This is a genomic window from Xanthomarina spongicola, assembly GCF_003148645.1.
Taxonomy (GTDB): Bacteria; Bacteroidota; Bacteroidia; order Flavobacteriales; family Flavobacteriaceae; genus Xanthomarina; species Xanthomarina spongicola.
The window spans coordinates 84,226-103,791 of the sequence record NZ_QGGP01000007.1 but is presented as its reverse complement, the minus strand read 5'-3'; the positions used below and the strand labels follow the sequence as shown (position 1 = coordinate 103,791).

The following is a 19,566-nucleotide window of genomic DNA, read 5'->3' as shown; positions in this document are numbered from 1 at the left end:
TAAAAAAGACTTGAGGAGAGTTTAAAGATACTAAAAAAAACTACATATTTACAAATTCGTAACCAGCTAATCCAAAGGGCCTTAAATCAATTTTGGTCTCGTTTAATAAGATGTCATGTTCTAAATAAGACTTTAAATTGGTTAACCAAAAAGTCCAACCATTGCTGCAACCATAAAATATTTCGAGTTTGCTTTTGTCGTCTAGTGGGATGTTAGATTGCGTTAAAGAAAGTAAAACAGCATGTTCTTTTTGTTCTATAGTAATGGTAACTACACAACTTCCAGCAAATGTAAATTTAATAACATTTGTTCCATTTGCTTCAAGAATTTTTCCTTCTTCTTTTCCATCCCAATTGTACCAAAACCAAGTATAATTGTCATTTTGTTGTATAAATTCTGAATTATTTATGACTTTTTCATTTCTTGAAAACTCAGCATCTTTTAAAAACCATGAAATAAGACCTTCTTTTGTAGCCCAACACCAATAAAGTTTTTCAACAGTTGTATGAATATAAATTCGTTTAGTGAATTCATACCAGTCTAACTTTTTCATAATTAATAGTTTAATGATAAAAATACAAAATTAATTATCAATCAATAAAACACTTAAACGAAGTTTCTTTTAATATTATCCTATTTTTTATAGATGAAGCACACTTTTTAATAGCTTTGAAAAAAACATAACACATGAAAACAAAACTACCTTTCTTATTTTTATTTTTACCCGTATTATTTTTTGCGCAAGCACCAATTAATGAATTCTTTAGTGTTCCAATGTCATCGTATGCCATTGTAGAATCTAATCCTGCTATTGACCAAAGCACCTCTGGTGCATCATTAGTATGGGATTTTACGAATTTAACAACATTAGGGATAAACACGGATACCTATGCTGTACCTACTGCTAGTGAGTTAGCTACATACCCTGGAACTACTGAGGTTTTAACTGTTACAACATCAGGTACCATGGAAGAAAATAATATTTTTGCTAAAGATATAGCAGGTGCTTTTTCTTTTACGGGTGTTTCTAATGCTGGTTTTGAATTGAATTATAACACAAATAATGCATTTCTTGGGACATTTCCTTTAAGCTATTTGGATACAACTTCAGACGCAGTAGCTGGGTCTTTTACAAGCGATTCTGGATCAGGTACTTTTGCAGGAACAATTACAACTACAGTTGATGCTCATGGAACTTTAAATATGAATGATCTTGGAGAGGGTGCATTTAGTGGTAGTGTAACAAGACTAAAAATAGTTCAAGATTTAACCTTATCCGTATCTATTTTTACAGGAACTGTATTTCAAACATCCTATTACTATTATGATAATAGTAATGGTAATCTTGTTTTTAGATCGAATACAGCTGATATTGAATTTGCCATTGTTGGTATAGATGATACTATAACTCTTATGGAAAGTTTCTTAACAAATTCTTTATCAACGCCAAACAATACTTTGGTAACGAATGAGTTTAGTGTAGCTCCTAATCCAGTGATTGATATATTAAATATTAAATTTAACCCAGCGAATACAATTCAATCTATTCGTGTTTCGGATATAAACGGGCGAATAATTTTAAGTTCAATTGGTGCTTCAAAATCAGTTGATGTATCTGGACTAAAAAGTGGTTTATATATTGTATCTGTTCAAACTAAAAATGGGTTTATTACTAAGAAATTTATTAAGAAATAAAATTATTATAGTTTATAAAAAATACCGATGAGTCTCAATGACTCATCGGTATTTTTGTGCCTCAATACCTTATTTTTTATAGACAACACTGATAGTTTGTTAAATTCCTTGAACATTCAGTTATAAAATAAAATACTTCCTTTAAAATTTATTGGTAAAAAGCATCAGGTTGTTTACTTTTGTGCCACTATAAATTTTGATGTTTCTTTATTTTAAGGAAATAACAAATAAGAACTTAAAGATGAATTTACACGAATATCAAGGAAAAGACATATTAGCAAACTTTGGCGTACGTATTCAGCGTGGAATGGTAGCAAAAAATGCACAAGAAGCTGTTGCTGCTGCAAAACAGTTAACTGCTGAAACTGGAACAGGTTGGCATGTAATTAAAGCTCAGGTTCATGCAGGTGGACGTGGTAAAGGAGGAGGCGTTAAGCTTGCAAAAAATCTTCAAGAGGTTGAACAAATTGCAGGACAAATAATTGGTATGAATTTAATTACACCACAAACGTCTGCTGAAGGAAAAAAAGTTCACCAAGTTTTAGTTGCTGAAGACGTTTATTATCCAGGTGAAACTGAAACGAATGAGTTTTATATGTCAGTTTTATTGAATCGTGCTACTGGACGTAATATGATTATGTATTCTACAGAAGGAGGAATGGATATAGAAACTGTTGCTGAAGAAACACCACATTTAATCTTCACTGAAGAGGTAGATCCATCTGTTGGGTTAATGCCTTTTCAGGCTAGACGTGTTGCTTTTAACTTAGGATTAGAAGGACTTGCATTTAAAGAAATGACCAAGTTTGTTGCTTCTTTATATACTGCCTATGTAGAATCTGATGCTTCTTTATTCGAAATCAATCCAGTATTAAAAACAAGTGACAATAAAATTATGGCTGTGGATGCTAAAGTAACCATAGACGATAATGCCCTTTACAGACATAAAGATTATCAAGATTTACGCGATTTACGTGAAGAAAATCCAATTGAAGTAGAAGCAGGAGCTTTAGGACTTAACTATGTTGACTTAGACGGAAATGTTGGTTGTATGGTTAATGGAGCAGGACTTGCAATGGCAACTATGGATTTAATAAAACAAGCAGGTGGAGAACCAGCAAACTTTTTAGATGTAGGTGGAACTGCTGATGCTGCAAGAGTAGAAGCAGCTTTTAAAATTATTTTAAAAGATCCTGCTGTTAAAGCTATTTTGATTAACATCTTTGGAGGTATTGTACGTTGCGATCGTGTTGCACAAGGTGTTATTGATGCATATAAAAATATGGGTAATATTAATGTGCCAATTATTGTACGTCTTCAAGGAACCAATGCAGACATCGCTAAAGAATTAATAGATAATTCTGGTTTAGATGTATTAAGTGCAACTGAATTTCAAGAAGCAGCAGATAAAGTACAGAAAGTTTTAGCCTAATTAAAAAAGGTAGCTCTTAGTTTTATCTAAGAGTTTAACAAAACAAAAGCCACTTTAAATATAAAGTGGCTTTTTTTATTTTCGATTTTTTAAAAATTAGTTTAAAGATGTAAGCCACACTCCGTTTTTGGATTGTTGTTCCATCGTCCACTTCTGTCTTCACTAGGAATTGTACAATGACTACAGCCAATGGAGTTATAACCTTTTGCAACTAAAGGATGAAAAGGTAATTGGTGAATTTCAATAAAAGCATCACGTTGTTCTTTAGTAATATCTAATAGTGGATAGAATTTTAATATTTCTCCACGCATTTCAAAAATATCTAAACTTGCTCTATGGTCGCTTTGCCATTCCATTAAGCCAGACACCCAAACCTTGTAATTTTTTTTAATGGATTCTAAAGGGCTTACTTTATTTATTGAACAACAAAAATCAGGATTTTTCTTCCATGTTTCATCTTTGGTTGTAAACTCATGTTCCTCTTTTATAGCACTTATAGATTTTACATTTAAACCATATAATTGTACCAACTTGTCTTTATATTTTAATGTTTCTTCAAAATGATATCCTGTATCAATAAAGAAGACTTGTTGTTCTTTGTTAACATCAGAAAAAAGTTTTAATAAGAAAGCTGAGGTTGCAGCAAAAGAGCTAGTTAACATAACTTGGTTAACATCGAAATCTACATAAAGTTCTTTAATACGATTTGTAACTGAAAGATATTTGTATTTCTTATTGAGAGATTTTATTTGTTCATCTGAAATTTCAGACGAATTCATAATAGTAGGATTATCTATCATATTATTTAGGACATTTTAATCTTAAATGCGCAATTTAAGATTATTCAATAAACTTTTAAAACCTTTATTATTTTTTTAAGGGTTTATTTGTAGTTGGTTGCTTTATTTCTTTTTTAGGCATTGGTCCACGAAGATGAATTACTAATCCATTCAGGAAATTTCTTAAAATTTGATCGCCACATTCCATGTATTTTGGATGGTCTTCTTTTCTAAAAAAAGCACCTAATTCACTTTTTGTAATTCTAAAGTCTACTAATTCTAAAATTTTAACAATTTCATCATCGCGAAGTTTTAATGCAACTCTTAGTTTTTTGAAGATATCGTTGTTTGTCATGTGTTTAGTTTTATGGTTCAATAATAGAATAATCGATGAAATGCACGTTCGAATTAACTATCTGATAATCAAAATGTTAAAAAATATTATTTATTAAATGTAAGAAAATAACGATGAAACGCATTCAAATTTTCGACAAGTTACAAATTATAAGGGATTATTAAATATTGTTTATAGGTATCTTTATATTGTAATATTAATCCATTCCTCCAATGATTAACAAGGTTGAAAAATTAAGCCTTTTGTCTGAAATGATATCATTTGCAAAAAGCGAAAGCAATCTAAAACCAATAGAATATAATTTTTTATTGGCTATTGCAAAACAGTTAGATATTTCAAGAGAAGATTTCGATTATTTAATCGAGCATCCTATAAATTATATTCATTTAGAATCTCATAGCGAACGTATTGTCCAGTTTCATAGATTGGTATTATTAATGAATATCGATGAGGAAAATTCTCCTAAAGACAAGATTAAACTTTTTAATTATGGTCTTAGAATGGGTTTAAGTCATGAGTCTATAAATAAAGTATTATACTTGATGGAAAGCTTTCCTAATAAAATTGTTCCACCAGATGTGCTTATTGATATCTTTAAGGTTCAATATAATTAGTAATTTTTAAAAAAGTTAAAACCTCTAATTTTATATTTTAAGCTTCTCAAGCTTATCTTGATAAGCTTTAATTTCATCCCTAAATTTGGCTGCTTGTAAAAAGTTTAAAGCCTTTGCGGCTTCTTCCATAAATTTTCGTTTTTCACGGATTTTCTTTTCCAATTCACCTTTAGTTAAATATTTACTTTCTGGTTCTGCTGCTTTTAATGCTTCCAATTCATAACTATATGTACTCACCGAATTCTTTGACAACGCATTGTCAAGACTTTTGTTTAATGCCTTAGGAATTAGATTGTGCTTTGTGTTATAAGCAATTTGTTTTTCACGTCTGTAATTAGTCTCATCAATGGTTTTTTGCATACTCTTGGTTATTTTGTCTGCATACATAATAGCTTTTCCATTTAGATTCCTTGCAGCTCTTCCAACAGTTTGTGTTAATGATCTCGCTGAACGCAAAAAGCCTTCTTTATCTGCATCAAGAATAGCAACCAATGACACTTCAGGCAAATCTAGGCCTTCTCTTAAAAGATTGACACCAACTAAAACATCAAACATACCTGCACGTAAATCTTGCATAATTTGTACACGCTCCAAAGTATCTACATCACTATGTATATAACGTACGCGTATTTGAATTCTGCTTAAATACTTGGTTAATTCTTCAGCCATTCTTTTGGTTAAAGTAGTCACTAATGTTCGTTCGTCTTTTTCTACACGTAGCTGGATTTCTTCTATTAAATCGTCTATTTGGTTTAAACTTGGTCTTACTTCAATAGTAGGATCTAAAAGTCCAGTAGGACGAATTACTTGTTCGACATAAACACCATCTGATTTTTGAAGTTCGTAATCTGCTGGAGTAGCACTAACATAAATCACTTGGTTTTGTAGCGCTTCAAACTCTTCAAATTTTAAAGGTCTATTGTCCATAGCAGCTGGTAATCTAAAACCATATTCTACCAGATTTTCTTTCCTGCTTCTATCTCCTCCATACATGGCATGTACTTGAGAAATGGTTACGTGACTTTCGTCTACAACCATTAAATAGTCGTCTGGAAAATAGTCTAATAAACAGAAAGGTCTGGTTCCTGGTTGTCTGCCATCTAAGTAACGAGAATAGTTTTCAATACCAGAGCAATAACCCAATTCTCGAATCATTTCTAAATCGAATTCAGTGCGTTCTTTTAATCTTTTTGCTTCTAAGTGTTTGCCTATTTCTTTAAAATAATCGTATTGCTTTACTAAATCGTCTTGAATGTCTTTTATAGCTCCTTGTAAGACATCTGGAGACGTAACAAACATATTAGCTGGATAAATATTCAGTCTATCATATTTCTCAATTACTTCATTAGTTTGAATGTTGAAAGCTTCAATTTCTTCAATTTCATCGCCAAAAAAGTGAATTCTAAAAGCATGATCATCGTAACTTGGAAATACATCAACTGTATCTCCTTTTATTCTGAAATTCCCATGATTAAATTCGGCTTCAGTTCTGGAATATAAACTTTGAACCAATCTGTGAAGTAATTTTGTTCGTGAAATAACCTGATCTTTTTCAAGTGAAATCACATTCTTCTGAAATTCTACAGGATTTCCAATACCATATAAACAAGATACGGAAGCTACTACTAAAACATCTCGTCTTCCAGAAAGAAGAGAAGAGGTTGTACTTAATCGCATTTTTTCAATTTCTTCGTTTATAGAGAGATCTTTTTCTATATAAACTCCAGAAACTGGAATGTATGCTTCAGGTTGGTAATAATCGTAATAAGACACAAAATATTCGACTGCATTTTCAGGAAAAAACTGCTTGAATTCAGAATATAATTGCGCTGCCAAGGTTTTGTTATGTGCTAAAACTAACGTTGGTTTTTGTACTTCTTCTATAACATTAGCAACTGTAAATGTTTTACCAGAACCAGTAACACCAAGAAGTGTTTGGTATTTTTCTTGAATAACAAGACCGTCTACTAATTGTTTAATTGCAGCTGGTTGATCTCCTGTTGGACTGAATTCTGATTTTATCTTAAATTTCATTGAAAAAGTGCCTAAAGTACTTGAATTGTCTAAATTACTTAAAGTTGTTGGAATTAGAAATTTTGTATGAAACTTTCGTTTATCGTTTTAAAGAGAAATGACCTCGATATTCTTTTCCGTCTGTTAATGTGATAACAAACCAATAATCATCACTTGGGAGTAAATTGCCATTAAAAGTTCCATCCCAACCAGACCCAAAAGCACTTAATTCTTTAATAAGTTTTCCGTAACGATTAAAAACCTTTATGATAACGTTAGTTTCTAAATAATCTAAACCAATAGGATTCCAAAAATCGTTATATCCATCTCCATTGGGAGTGAAGAATTTTGGAAAACCTAAAACTGATACGTCTTCTGAAACAATTCCACAGCCATTTTTATCTTGAATATGCACTGTGTGATATCCAGGAGATACATTGGAAAATGTATTGCTGTTTTGAAAGAAGCCATTATCTAAAGCATATTCGTAATCACCTTCGCCTGAAACATTAATAGTTATTGTGTTATTATTAGAGGCTTCAGTTACAAAAACATCTTCAATGGTAGCAATGTTAGAAGGAAAAACTGTGATGGTTCTTGTGCTTGAACAACCATCGTTATTTGTAACAATAACTGTATAAACACCAGTTTCATTAATTAAAATCTGTTCAGAATTCTGCATTAAATCGATGCCATCTAAAAGCCATTGATAAGTAAAATCTGAAGGCAATCCGTTTAAAATTCCTGCTTCTAAACTTATGGTCTCTGGATATGTATTTAAACAATAAGTACTTTCTTCATCTGGAACTAGTTCAGGAAAAGGAAACACAGCTAAGTTAATGTTTGAATACGCATAACATAACCCATTATCAGTAATTTGAACAAATAGTGTTTCTAAATATGGATTGTCTATATTCTCATAAGTTCCGGAAAGGGCATTTTCTTGGTTTTCTAATTCATTTTGAGAATTATAAAATATTACACTTGCAGAGTTAGGGACGTTACTTTGAGAGATGATAAAATCTGAGATATCATTCAGATTAAAACTGATGATACCATCGTTAATATCTTCATCGCAAGCATCATAAGAAGGTAACATAATAGAGTTGTTAGCAAAATCTAATGTAACTTCTGCAATCGATATACAGCCATTAGCATTGGAAACCCTTGCATAAACAATTTGATTTAACGAGGTATTATCAAAACTTGTTGGAGTAGGAATTGGACTCACTCCAGATTCAGCTTGAGCTTGTGTTAAAAAGAAATTTTCTAAATTTAAGTTACTATCACCATTTGTGATATCTGCTTCTGCATCATATAAATTATAAGTTGTAAAACCATCTAAGTTGTAATCGCAACTAATAAGAGTTGTATTAAAAACAATAGGATCTGTAGCAATTTCAATAATTATTTCTCCATATGAGATACACGTTCCATCAATAATTACTTCAACGTTGTAAGTTCCAGCATCTGTTACTAAATAGGTTGGATTAGTCTCAAACAAAATTTCAACACCATTTCTAAACCATTTATAAGTATTTATTCCAGGCTGATTAGCATCTAGTAAAACGGTTTCAGTAGGACATAAAGCAGTATTGTAGTCTATTAGTAAATTTGGACCTAAATCGGTATTTAATTGAAAACTTCCAGCCTCAAGAAAAACAGCAGAATCGTATCTGTAATTTTGTTCGTCTGCAATCACTAATTTTACATGATATGTTTCATTAGGGATTACATTTGCAGTTGCTGTTAAAATAGCAGTTTGGCCATTAAAATTAATTGGAGCTGTTACATCATTCCAACTCCCAAAATATGTTTCATTAATTGGATCGCAAGCACCTGGGATTCCAGAGTGAACCGTTGTTACTTTTACAGGAGTCATAGTTCCTGGGACCACAGCAATGTTTTCGTATCTGGTTTCGTCTTCTTTTCTAATTAAAAACCCAAATAAATCTGAATATTGACAGGTATTACTATTGCCTTCCTGGTATTCTTCTGAAGCAAAAAGATATCTAAAGCTTATTTGGTCTGCAACAGCTTTAAAATTAAATTCTAAAATGGTTGCATTTAATGTGTTTGATTCGTTTAATACATATTCTAAATCAGCATCTCCAACCCAACCTGGAGCATCGTCATCACTTAAAGAGGAATTAGGGCCTTGCACATTTACAAGTTTCCCTGTACTTAACACAACGCCTTCTTGAAATGGAAAAGCTGAGCCATTGGCTTCAAAATAACCATAACTTTCATCAGTACCACTAAAATCTCCACCAAGAACATTGGTAACCACAACATCTGTTATACAATTGCTGTCAATTAAAATATCTTCAATTAGTTGCTGTGCAGTATAAGTTCTACTATCTGTTGTCACGTTTTGAGAAAACATGACACAGGAAACCAATAAGAATGGGAATAATAAAAAGGGCTTCATTAATAGTAATTAGTTTGCAAAGATAACTAATACTAATTTTTTAAAGGAATAAAGTTTGTTAAAGACGTTTTGGGTTTTTCTATCGTTTTAAAGCAAAATGTCGTTTCACTTCAAAAGAAATGTCGCCTTTTTTAACTTGAGCTAAAAACCAGTAGTCGTTAGATGGCATGAGTTCACCTCTATACGTTCCGTCCCATCCTGGTGAACTATGGTTTAATGTCTTAATAAGTTTGCCATATCTGTCGAAAATGTAAACAACAGTTCCTTCAAGTTGATTGACTCCAGTAATATGCCAAGTGTCATTATAACCATCATTATTTGGTGTAAAGAATAATGGTGCATCAATAATAACAATGTTTTTAATGGCAGAAGCACAACCATTTAAATCAATTATTTCAATTACATGTGGTCCTAAAGTTACATTGTAAAATACGTTTGATTCCTGTGGTACTCCATGATCTAAAGTGTACAAATAGTTTCCAATTCCACTTATGGTAACTGTAATGTTATTCGGATTTGAAAAATCTACTGTTTCTGTAAACTCTATGGTTGCTTGTTCAGATTCTATGACATTGAAAGTAGAAGTTGTTTGACATCCAAAAATGGATGTAACTGTTACAGAATAAGTGCCAATAGTAGTAATTTCAATTTCAGAAGTTGAAGCATTTGTTGACCATAAATAGGTGTCGTCTGCAAATCCTGTTTCAGCTGAAACAATTAGTGGTAAATTGTCTAAACAAACCGTCTGATCTGGAATATTCACATCTGGTTTTCTATTTATAATTATATCAAAAGATGTTGTACTAAAACAACCAGTTGTATTGTTTTCTATTCTTACGTAAATAGTTTGACCATCAAAAGCGTTGTAATTCAAATCTAGTATGGCATTGGTATTATCTATTGCCTCTACTTCTAATTCAAAGTAACTTACAGTAAATTGATTTGGATCTTGAGCTCCTAATACAATTGCTGTTTGTTGTGATAAATCTAAAAATAGCATACTGTCAAAATCGTCATCGCAAGCAACAAGATTTGGTGGTTGATTTGCAATAGGACTCGAATTTACCAATAAATTAAACGATGTTATTGCAGAGCAACCAGTATCTGTATTTACAGCATTTACAAAAATAGTGTCGTTATTTGTTGCGTAGGTATAATCTGTATTTAAAGGATTTTGTGTGTTTTGTGCATCTAATAAGTTTGCATAAAAAGTCACGTTTATAGGAGTTTGAGTTCCAATTAAATCAGTTATAGCATCTAATAAATTATATGTATTGGTATCGCTATCACAAGTTTCAATAATTGCCGTATTTATAGAAGGAGGTAAGTTCACTATTAGTTCCAATGGAATGGTTACATAACAATTAGAAACTGTATTGGTTACTCGAATATAAACCGTTTGAGGGTTCGATGTGTTGTGATATGCACTTGGATTTGGAATGGTTACATCGTTATTATCTACATCTTCAATAGTTTCATGATAAGTAACTAAAATATCATCTTGTCTAATGTCTAACACTTCAGTTTCTGAAACTGTTAAATTGAAACTTGCTGAACCATCTTGATCTGTATCACATTGTGTTAATGCAGAAGCCGAGTTTACCAAAGGGACTTGTATGACATTCAAGCCAAATTCTGCAATAGCATGACAATACGTGCCATTTTCTACACGAGCGTAAATTTGCTGAGGATTGGTTTGATTGGTGTAATTTAAAGGCAATTCGTTTTGTTCGTTTTCAGCATCTACTAAAGTCTCATAAAACGTAATGGTTAAAGTTTCAGGACTGCTTACTGACATTTCAGTAATAATAGCATTCAAATCGAAAGTTTCTTGACTGTCGTTTGATCTGTCATCACATAAAAAAGTGTCTAAAGGTGCATTGAAAATTGGAATAGAACCAACTTCAATAACAAAAGTAGAAACTCCAAAACAACTTTGGTCGCTTAAATTTTCTACACGAACATGAATGGTTTGAGGATTCGATTGATTTGTATAAGCTAATGTTTTGTTAATGATATTTGTTCTGTTTAACGCGTCTGTAGCATTTTCAAAGTACAAAACACGTTTCCCTGTTTGACCATTTAATATTTCTGCATCTTTATCTATAAAAATGAAATCTGCTGTTTGATTACCATCGGTTTCGCAATTTCTATAATTACTAATATTTGTAAAAACAGGCTCTGTATTTACAATAATTTCAAAGTTAACTAAAGCATAACAGGTTGTAATATCACTTTCAATTCTAACATATACAGTTTGTGTATTTGCATTGTAAGCTGTTGTATTTGTAATGGCGTTTGTATCTGCATTAGCATCATCTTCTGAGGTATGGAATGTGATGTCTAAATTTGAAGTGCTAGAAACTATCTCAGAAATTTTATCATCTAAATTTACTGTTGAAAAGGCATCTTGATCATTGTCACATATAACAACATCCAATGGTTGTGTAACAGTTGGAGCAGGAATGATGTTTATTTCAAACGAGGAAACATCATGACAGCTAGTAGTTGATTCTACCACACGAACATATATAATTTGTGGATTGCTAATGTTTGTGTAGAATGGAGTCAATATATTCTCATTGTTGTCAGCATCTTCTTGAGTTAAGAAATAACTTATAGATGGATTTGATATTCCAGTACTTACATAAGTGTCAAATGTTGCTAATTCTATAGCTGTAAAACCATCGTCGTCAGTATCGCAATAATTAATAGGGCTTAAAGGTTGAATAATTACTGCTGGATTGATAATTAAATTAATATCTGTAAAATAAGTACAATCAGTATTTTCTATAGTTATATATAATTGATGAGGGCTTGATGTAACCTCATATAATTGTGTTATATCTATTGGATTTGTTCCATTTGTTTGATCAGTTTCTGTTTCATAAAATATAACTGTAGTGTTAGCCAGATTATTAACTATGGAGTTTCCAATATTTTCTAAATTAAAGTTTGCAATACCATCGTTTGAAGCATCGTCGCAAACATCAAAGTTTCTAATGTTAGTAGCAGATTCAAGAATATTGGTATGTAATTCGATAGTTGAAATGGCTACGCAACCAGTAACATCATCAACAACTCTAATATATATTATTTGAAGATTTGGTGTTGTGTTTTGATAATTCTGAATGTCTTGAATTGGATTGTCTCCAGTTTCAGCATCTTCAAAAGTAGTATGAAATGTTGTTGTAACATTTGTTAATCCTGCTAACACATCATCTATTATTGTAGTTAAATCAAAAGTATCGAAACCATCTCCATCTTGTTCGCAAGCATTAATTGTTTGAGTTTCATTATTAATATTTGGAGAATCTAATACAGTAATTACTATTGAAGTTGTGCTAATACAACCAGTAGTTGCATCTGTAACTCTTATAAAAAGTTGTTCTGTTTGATTGGTATTTACATAAGGCGATGCTATTGGATTTGTTCCAGCATCTGCTTCAGCTTGAGAATAATGATAGGTAACAATTAAATTAGGATTACTATTTGTAATCTCATTATTAGCTTGTGTTAAATCTATTTGAGTAAAACCGTCTGCTACTGCATCATCACAAATTTCTAAAGGTTGTGGATCTGTTATTACTGGTAACGGATTTACAACAAGATTGAAATTAGCATAAGCTAAACAACCATTATCTCTATCAAGAATCCTAACAAAAATGGTTTGTGGATTAGTTGTATTTTGAATTGAAGTTGTAATTGGATTGATGTTGTTTTGAGCATCGGTTAAACTATAATGATAACTAATGTTATAATTTGAAGCAGGAACAGATGCAATTACTTCAGAATCTTTAGTGCTTAAATCGAAAGTTTCAATACCATCATTACTAGCATCATCACATATTTCAAAATCTGAGATGTTTCCAGCAGATTGTTCAGAATTTAATGTTACTATTATCTCATCGTTAATAACACAAGTTGTATTACTTATTGGTATACTAATAACTACTGTATATGTACCAGAAGTTACAGCTGTTAAGGTTTCTAAAATTTCACCAGATAAAAGTTGTCCATCTAAATACCATTCATATGTAGCTAATGGGTTTTGTGTATCTGCATTTAAAATTATATTATCTGCACAAGTAGTTACATCTGGACCTAAATCTACAGTTGCATTAAAACTATTTCCTTCAATAAATACTGCTGAATCGAAATTCTCATCTGTTTGATCGGCAATTACTAATTTAATATGATATTGAACGTTTGGTTGAATAGTTGCAGTAGCTGATAAAACTGTTGTTCTACCATTAAAATTGGTGTCTCCAAGATTATGTCCATCGAAATATTGTTCGTTTTCTGCTGGGCAAAAACCAACAACTTCTTCGTGTACTGTATTTGTGTTTACAGGAATACTTGTTCCAGGAACTAAAGCTACATTTTGGAAGGGAGCTGCAGATCCTGTTGGTTTTATAAGAAAAGCAAATCCATCGGAATAATCGCAAGGATAATTTGCATAATATTCTTCTGAAGCTAAAATATAATTGAATTGTACTTGATTTGAAACCGAAATAAAATCGAATTCTATAGATGTTGCATTTAATGTGTTTGTAATTCCAAGGGCATTTTCTAAGTCTGTATCTGTTCCCCAACTGGTTTCACCTTCATTTAATGGATTGGCATTTACTGTATTTCCAGCTGCAGTTGCTGAACCTGTAGAAAGCAAAATTCCATTTTCGAAAGGAAAGTTAGAACTGGCTTTTTCGAAATAGCCATAACTAGCTAATCCATTAACCAATCCATTGCTATTAGATTGTATATTTGAAACCTCTACACAACCTTGAATTAAGTGGGTTTCTATTAGATCGTTTAATGGAATATTATCGTTTATTGAAATTTGTTGTGCATGGGTATTTTGAAAGAATGACATTAAAAAAATAACTAACAAATAGCTATAATTGTTTAACATGATATTTTTCTTTTTCATTAATGTTTTCAAGTTACTCTAGATTTGGGATTAATCAGTGGGCAAAGTAAGTTAAAATTAGACAAAATGCAAAAAATAACGATAAAATGCACTATTTAGATTTTTTCTACATGTTTAAGTAGATCCAACCGGTTAAGGTTTTATAATTTGAATCGTTAAGGTAAAGCACATAGAAATAAGTGCCAACTGGGAGTGCCTTACCAATGTTATTCAAACCTTTGTTTGATTTTCCGACCCAAGGGTTGTTATTGTCACCTTCAAAAATTAAGGTTCCATACCTATTATATATAAGGAGTTTATGTTTTTCGAAAATATTATAAAGTCCTTGTATATTAAACCAATCGTTATAACCATCGTTATTTGGTGTAAAAACTTGAGGCACATGTGGAGGACAGTTTTCTACTATTAAATCGAAATAATAAATGTCATAACATGGTTGGTTTTCTATTTTTAAATAAATGGTTTGTGGTACAACTGTATTTTGAAAATTACCAGGATTTAAGATATCATTATCATTATTTTGTAAATCCTCTAATGTTAAGAAGAAGGCAGTTGGTTCTCCATTTGTTTTTATGGAATCAAGTTGTAAGGTTAAATCAAAATACGCCATATTAAAACCTTCATCACAATTTGTTATAGGTTGTAAAGGAGTGATTACAATTTCAAGTAATTGAATGTTTTGTGTGTCTTGGTTATTAAGTTCGTTTAATTCAGTAATAATTCCAGTTCCATCGCCAATATCATCTACTACCACAGTTATGGTGATGTCATTTGGTAAATGATCAGGTATAAAAATTGTAATTTGTCCATTTTCTGAATCACCTATTTCTATTTGATTTATTGTTTGACTGGTTCCAACAAGTTCATTATTAGCATAAAAGGCAATTGGCACATTTGAAGGAAGAAACTCAGTGCTATTTATATTAAATACAGTATAATCTATAGTAATTTGCCTGTTAGAGCATTCTAGGTTAATAGCATTAATTTGAACAGTAGCATCTGGAAGTTGGCTGTTTAATACTGTAATTATATTATTGATAATAATTAAATCGGCTTGTAGAATACCATTAACGTCTAAATCTCCAGTCGTCAATTTTATTTCAACTGAAGTGTCGCCAATAGTAATATTATCTTGAATACCATAGACATCTATGTCTCCATTGTAAAACGTATTACTATTAGTAAATGTATTGGTTCCATTAAAAGCATTATTTGCTGGGTTTAATGGTGGATTTGAAATAATATTATCATTGATTAGTAAGGATTCTCCGTAATTTAAAAGCGCATCACCTTCCCAAGCAAGAAACCCAATTTTAGCTCCTTCATTATCTAATACATTTACATTATCTAAGGTGATGATTTTTTCTCTAACATTTCTATTTATAATATCCAGACCTTGAAATAAATTTACTTGATTTAAAGGTAAATCCATGTCTTCATAAACAATATAAATACTCCATCCAGCAAAATTGGTTCTATTACCACAATATCCAGGATTGTTAAAAAGAGTTTCAGAAATATCTAAATTAGAAAAGTTATAAGTTGCATTTCCTGTTGCAATTATATAATCTGTAATGTCTGCATAACAGGAAAAGTAAGTTAGAACGCCATAACTTGAGTCGTTGTAATCTATCAAATAGATATCGTCTGCAATAAAAGGAACACTATTTAAACTAACTTCTAAATCACCTTCGCCAGAACCAGCCCAATATAAATATGCCGCTATTATGTTTGTGTTTACGGGTAAAAGTAAATCGGCTTGAGATTCTGGTAAGATTTCACAAAAATCACGATCTATATTATTTTCGAACGTATTTAAAGTGTTTCCAATTGCTAGATAATCATAACGCCCATTAAATTGCTGAAATAAGCTTATCTCTTGACTAAAAGCAACATTGCTAGTTATAAAAATAAATAATAAAACGTATTTATAAAGTCGAAACATTCAATTTGTGATTATTGAAATAAAAGTACAACTTTTATGTTTATCGTTTTAAAGTAAAGTGGCTTTGGAATTCTCTGCCATCCTGAAGTGTTGCAGAAAACCAATAATCGCTAGTAGGAAGTAGTTCTCCATTGAATGTGCCATCCCAACCTTCGCCAAGAGGGCTTAATTGTTTTACTAGTTTTCCGTATCTATCGAAAATACGAATCATAGTATTTGGCTGAAATACATTTGAAACACCTTTTACATTCCATGTATCATTGAAACCATCGCCATTTGGAGTAAAAAATTTAGGAAAACCAATAACAGAAACATCTTGTGTTACAATACCACAATCGTTTTTAATATCTCTTACAGCAACTGTATAAATGCCACCATAAACATTATAAAAAACATTACTTGATTGAAAAGTAGTATATAAACCATCTTGGTCGTAAAGTGCATATTCGTATTCGCCTTCACCAGAAACTAAAACTGTAATAGTGTTATTTTCGGTAGCATCAACCACAATAATATCGTTAAAAGTAGCTGTGCTTGATGGTTCAACAGTAATATCTCTAGACTTAGAGCAACCAAACATATTTGTAGCAGTAACAGTGTAAGTGCCTAATTGATTAATTTGAATGGTTTCGGTAGTTTCGCCAGTAGACCATAAATATGTATAGTTGGTAGGAGAATCGTTAAGGATTCCAGAAAAAAGAGGAATGGTTTGAGGAAACGTGTTTAAGCAATATAAAACCGTTTCATCTTCTTCCAGTTCTGGCAACACATTTACAGTAATATAAACTTCGCTAATACCATAACAAGCATTGTTGTTTTCAGCTCTTGCATAAATAGTTTGATTGTAAGGTATTGTGTTATTATATGGAGAAACTAATTCGTTTTGTTCTAAAAGAGCATCTTGATACGTTTCATAAAAAGTAATAGGAAACACAATACCATTTATGGTTTGCATATCTAAAGCAAAGTCGTTTAAATTAAACGTATTAATGCCATCTTCAGAATCCAGCTCATCGCAAACAGGAGGAGTTTGATAATCTAAAAGTTGCGTAATACTAACTTCAAGAGAAAGTTCTACAATACTAAAGCACCCAGTAGTATCATCAATAACTTGTGCAAATACTATTTGAGGATTGCTTGTATTAATAAAGTTATTTGCATTTAATGGATTGTTGCTATTTTCAGCATCCATAAAATTGTTATAAAATGCAGTAGATAAATTAGCAATACCTCCAGTTAAATCTGTGTTGGCCTCATTTAGATTAAAAATTGTAATGCCATCGTTTATACCATCTTCATCACATTGAAGAAGAGATGCGTTAAATGATGCTGGTGCAGGATCTATAATTATTTCGAAAGTTGTTGTGTCAAAACAAGTAGTATTCAAATTATTTTCAATCCTAACAAAAACGGTTTCTGTAAAAGGAGTTAGGTTGTAATGTGGTTCTGAAAGTTCAGCTGTATTATTTTCAGCATCTGATTGAGTAGGATGATACGTTATTGTATAAGCAGTTGCATCTTGACTATCTAGAATCGTAGTATCGTAATTATGTAAATAGATGTCTACTTGTCCATTAGCATAATCTCCATCAGTATCATTGTCACATACTTCTTGTGTGCTTACTGTATTTGCAATAGGAGTATTGAATATTTCAATAAAAAAGGATGAGGTGTCGTAACAACCAGGACTTCCTGTTAAATCGACTCTAACAAATATTTCTTGAAGATTAGATGTATTGGTATATAAACCAGTAATTTCTCCTTGATTTAAATCGGCATCTGTTTGAGATTCGAAATAATGTACACTATAGTTTGTAGGATTTTGAGCGCCTAAAATATCTGTATCTTGGATTGTGAAATCAAACTGCCATAAATTATCATTGTTATCATCGCAAACTTCAATTTTTGAAGCCATATTAGCTATAGGAAAAGGAAAGTATTCTACAAGCGCTTCGCCTTCTAAAAAATCGCAGCCACCATTGTTTAAGTCAATAATAACTTCATAAAGACCATTTGTAGTTATATCTAAGAAATAATCAGTATTTGGTAAAAGTGCTCCGTTAAAATACCAAGTATAAATAGCTCCTGGTACATCTTCAGCCGTTAATGTATAGGTTTCGCCAAAACATAAAGGTAAATAATTAACAGCAATAGGATTAGATGGATTTTGAATAATATCTATTTTTTCAACAAAAAACGATGATATAAATGGAGGTAAACCTTGAGTAGAATTATTGTTCCCTAAATCAATTGCATTGTTCTGATAGTTACAAGCAGGACCAATTTCGTTTGGATTGTTTATAACACTTAAAAAGGGAATCCCTCTCAAATAAGTAGCAGCCATAGAACGATAAATTTTACCATTTGGGCCTAATTGTAAGGCACTTCTGTATAAATTTTGTTGATCGATTAATTGTTGGGATCCAACAATATCTGCAGCTGTTAAATCAAATTGTGTTAATGAAGAAAAATGAGAGGCAGGATTTGTATCTCCTGGTCCAAAATTATCATTTGAAGATGAAACGTATAATAGATTACTGTTTGGCGAAAACTCGATCCCATAAGGTTGGTCGTAAGGACTATTAATGTTTAGTCTTATGTTGTTACTTGCAATTCCAGTATCTTTATCGAAATCGAATAAAAATAAGCCATCTGTTTGTACATTAGCACAAGCTAATTTCTCTCCACTTGGAGATAATTTTAAATAGCCTCTTAGATCACTAATTCCTAAGCCACTAAAAGTTGAGGTAACAGCAGTTGAGTTAACACCAGCTGTTGTAACTTCAAAAGCATGAAAAGTGTCTAATGTATTTGTACTTGTTCCGGTTGGATTTGATAAAGCAATTACCCAAATACTTTGTGACGCACAATCTTTTAACACAGCTGAAACTTTTTCAGCACATTGATCAAGGAGGTTAACATTTTTTTGAATTACTTGACCCAAGCCTCCATCACGTGTCATATCTACAACAGAATATTTTAAACCAGTTTGAGAAGCATTTGAACCAACGGTAAAAATATAATAAAAATCAGGATCGTTAGGTTTTGGGACAACAATAGCTGATTGCGAACTTGAAGAATCGCCCAATAGCCCAAAACCGTTACTCATTACATTGTGCAACCTGTTGTAAACAGTTGTGCCATCTGTGTAGAATACAAGATCTCCATTGTTATCTGAAATAGATGAACAACCTTCAAGTGTATCTAATTGTCCATCGTTTAAAACACTTACAGAACCATCTGCTGCAAATTGAATTCCTGCATTTTCACCAAAGTACCAATTAGAAGCCTCTTCTTGAGAATAAGCAAAAAAGGTACTTAATAATAGTATGTAAAAAAGTAGTTTTTTCATTTAACGAGCAATAGCTACCA

11 protein-coding genes are annotated in these 19,566 nt (G+C 31.6%); 3 read left to right on the top strand and 8 right to left on the bottom strand.

From position 1 onward, the window contains the following. Window positions 1-40: 40 nt before the first annotated feature. Window positions 41-553 (bottom strand): SRPBCC family protein, encoded by a 513-nt coding sequence (locus tag LX78_RS12580; protein ID WP_109683012.1) that lies wholly within the window; start codon window positions 551-553, stop codon window positions 41-43. 134 nt (window positions 554-687) lie between these two features. Between LX78_RS12580 and LX78_RS12575 the strand changes: the two genes are divergently transcribed. Continuing rightward, window positions 688-1,695 carry a T9SS type A sorting domain-containing protein gene (locus LX78_RS12575; RefSeq protein WP_109683011.1) on the top strand — a complete coding sequence of 336 codons (1,008 nt, stop codon included), beginning with the start codon at window positions 688-690 and terminating at the stop codon, window positions 1,693-1,695. 241 nt (window positions 1,696-1,936) lie between these two features. Next, window positions 1,937-3,127 carry an ADP-forming succinate--CoA ligase subunit beta gene (gene sucC, locus LX78_RS12570; protein WP_109683135.1) on the top strand — a complete coding sequence of 397 codons (1,191 nt, stop codon included), beginning with the start codon at window positions 1,937-1,939 and terminating at the stop codon, window positions 3,125-3,127. 101 nt (window positions 3,128-3,228) lie between these two features. Here the strand turns inward: sucC and LX78_RS12565 are convergent, their stop codons facing one another. After that, entirely contained in the window at window positions 3,229-3,927 is a 699-nt protein-coding gene (locus LX78_RS12565) for a phosphoadenylyl-sulfate reductase (protein ID WP_185117714.1), read from the bottom strand. 67 nt (window positions 3,928-3,994) lie between these two features. Next, window positions 3,995-4,261, bottom strand: coding sequence for a DUF1456 family protein (locus LX78_RS12560; protein WP_109683131.1), 267 nt, complete (start codon window positions 4,259-4,261; stop codon window positions 3,995-3,997). Between the two features lie 212 nt (window positions 4,262-4,473). Between LX78_RS12560 and LX78_RS12555 the strand changes: the two genes are divergently transcribed. Beyond that, window positions 4,474-4,875 carry a hypothetical protein gene (locus LX78_RS12555; protein WP_109683010.1) on the top strand — a complete coding sequence of 134 codons (402 nt, stop codon included), beginning with the start codon at window positions 4,474-4,476 and terminating at the stop codon, window positions 4,873-4,875. Between the two features lie 30 nt (window positions 4,876-4,905). Here the strand turns inward: LX78_RS12555 and uvrB are convergent, their stop codons facing one another. The 5 genes from uvrB to LX78_RS12530 all read right to left on the bottom strand — a co-directional run bounded on the left by uvrB (window position 4,906) and on the right by LX78_RS12530 (window position 19,546). Further along, window positions 4,906-6,909, bottom strand: coding sequence for an excinuclease ABC subunit UvrB (gene uvrB / locus LX78_RS12550; protein ID WP_109683009.1), 2,004 nt, complete (start codon window positions 6,907-6,909; stop codon window positions 4,906-4,908). 79 nt (window positions 6,910-6,988) lie between these two features. Further along, window positions 6,989-9,319 carry a T9SS type B sorting domain-containing protein gene (locus LX78_RS12545; RefSeq protein WP_109683008.1) on the bottom strand — a complete coding sequence of 777 codons (2,331 nt, stop codon included), beginning with the start codon at window positions 9,317-9,319 and terminating at the stop codon, window positions 6,989-6,991. 79 nt (window positions 9,320-9,398) lie between these two features. Next, window positions 9,399-14,249 (bottom strand): T9SS type B sorting domain-containing protein, encoded by a 4,851-nt coding sequence (locus tag LX78_RS12540; RefSeq protein WP_245881530.1) that lies wholly within the window; start codon window positions 14,247-14,249, stop codon window positions 9,399-9,401. A gap of 106 nt (window positions 14,250-14,355) precedes the next feature. Further along, entirely contained in the window at window positions 14,356-16,194 is a 1,839-nt protein-coding gene (locus LX78_RS12535) for a T9SS type B sorting domain-containing protein (protein ID WP_245881529.1), read from the bottom strand. A 40-nt stretch (window positions 16,195-16,234) separates the two neighbouring features. Then, window positions 16,235-19,546 (bottom strand): T9SS type B sorting domain-containing protein, encoded by a 3,312-nt coding sequence (locus LX78_RS12530; protein WP_109683007.1) that lies wholly within the window; start codon window positions 19,544-19,546, stop codon window positions 16,235-16,237. Between the last annotated feature and the right edge of the window lie 20 nt (window positions 19,547-19,566).

Bases quoted from the DNA above. Each gene is read 5' to 3' on its own strand.
- LX78_RS12580 (WP_109683012.1), bottom strand. From the start codon at position 553: ATGAAAAAGTTAGACTGGTATGAATTCACTAAACGAATTTATATTCAT.
- LX78_RS12575 (WP_109683011.1), top strand. From the start codon at position 688: ATGAAAACAAAACTACCTTTCTTATTTTTATTTTTACCCGTATTATTT.
- sucC (WP_109683135.1), top strand. From the start codon at position 1,937: ATGAATTTACACGAATATCAAGGAAAAGACATATTAGCAAACTTTGGC.
- LX78_RS12565 (WP_185117714.1), bottom strand. From the start codon at position 3,927: ATGATAGATAATCCTACTATTATGAATTCGTCTGAAATTTCAGATGAA.
- LX78_RS12560 (WP_109683131.1), bottom strand. From the start codon at position 4,261: ATGACAAACAACGATATCTTCAAAAAACTAAGAGTTGCATTAAAACTT.
- LX78_RS12555 (WP_109683010.1), top strand. From the start codon at position 4,474: ATGATTAACAAGGTTGAAAAATTAAGCCTTTTGTCTGAAATGATATCA.
- uvrB (WP_109683009.1), bottom strand. From the start codon at position 6,909: ATGAAATTTAAGATAAAATCAGAATTCAGTCCAACAGGAGATCAACCA.
- LX78_RS12545 (WP_109683008.1), bottom strand. From the start codon at position 9,319: ATGAAGCCCTTTTTATTATTCCCATTCTTATTGGTTTCCTGTGTCATG.
- LX78_RS12540 (WP_245881530.1), bottom strand. From the start codon at position 14,249: ATGAAAAAGAAAAATATCATGTTAAACAATTATAGCTATTTGTTAGTT.
- LX78_RS12535 (WP_245881529.1), bottom strand. From the start codon at position 16,194: ATGTTTCGACTTTATAAATACGTTTTATTATTTATTTTTATAACTAGC.
- LX78_RS12530 (WP_109683007.1), bottom strand. From the start codon at position 19,546: ATGAAAAAACTACTTTTTTACATACTATTATTAAGTACCTTTTTTGCT.